Genomic DNA, 1,180 nt, shown 5'->3' on the forward strand with positions numbered 1-1,180 from the left:
CTCTGTACACGACAAATTTCACAGAACCCTTATCCTATCAGGATTCTGCCTTCTTAAAATTGCCAAAATTTCCTTAAACTCTTCTTTTTTCCCAAAACCAATTAAACGCTGAATCGCCATTTGAACATAGTCTAAACCATAGCGAAATAAACTCATTGAGAGTCGTCCATGCTTCTTTATTTTTATCGCTTTTTTTTGATCATGTTGCCATTCACCCGTTAAGTAACACCAACAGAAGCTTATAGCTAACACCGCAATCAATTTTTTCACTCGTCTAGGGTCTGTCAAGCGCGTATTTTCAAGATTAAACCCGCGTCCTTTGAGACAACTGAATAAGGTTTCAATTTCCCAGCGTAATGCATAATCCTGAATAGCATTGGCATTAAACTGAGGAGAAACGACGAGTAAAAGCTCTCCATTTTCTAACTGTAGTGCACTTATATATAGTTTCACCCGACCAACCAAAATCCGTCGTTTACGACATTCAATTTGACCAACTTTAAGATGGCGAAATAAATCACTAATTTTATGATTCTTTCCTAAATGATTGGTGACAATGAAGTTTTTTTAACACGAATGCAGAAGTTGATGTCTTGTTCAATTAACCATGTAAACCACTGCTCACCGATAAACTCTCTGTCTGCGAACACATTCACAATACGGTCTTTACCAAAAATGGAGATAAAGCGTTGAATCAAAGCAATGCGCTCTTTCGTATCTGAATTTCCACGTTTATTAAGCAATGTCCAAAGGATAGGTATCGCTATTCCACGATAAACGATCGCGAGCATCAGGATATTAATATTTCGTTTTCCCCATTTCCAATTGGTTCTATCTAAAGTCAGTTGCACTTTGTCGAATGAAAATATATTGAAAATCAACCGAGAAATTTGACGATAATCGAAATACTGACCTGCAAAGAAGCGCTGCATACGTCGATAAAATGATTGTGGTAAGCACTTGATGGGCAAGGCTTTAGATGCAGAAGAAAGATTACATGTTTGCTTTAAAATAATCACAAGCATGATGAGCGCAAAGCACTTTAAATGTGACTTGTTCCATTTTAGATATTTGTTTAAGATAAGATATAACTCATTGAGATGTGTCATAGTATTCGTCGTTAGAAAACAATTATTGTGACATTATTTCAATGAGTTATCTATTTTTGTCGTGTACAGAG

General features: G+C 36.1%; 1 protein-coding gene. It reads right to left on the bottom strand.

The window, feature by feature from the left end:
- Positions 1 to 18: 18 nt before the first annotated feature.
- A protein-coding gene (locus NI464_RS15735) for an IS4-like element ISAba1 family transposase (protein WP_110925086.1) occupies positions 19 to 1,109 on the bottom strand; the annotation gives its coding sequence in 2 pieces (ribosomal slippage) (positions 19 to 569 and positions 569 to 1,109; 1,092 coding nt in all).
- Positions 1,110 to 1,180: the final 71 nt, after the last annotated feature.

The sequence above is a fragment of the Acinetobacter lwoffii genome, assembly GCF_024129685.1.
Classification (GTDB): domain Bacteria; phylum Pseudomonadota; class Gammaproteobacteria; order Pseudomonadales; family Moraxellaceae; genus Acinetobacter; species Acinetobacter lwoffii_X.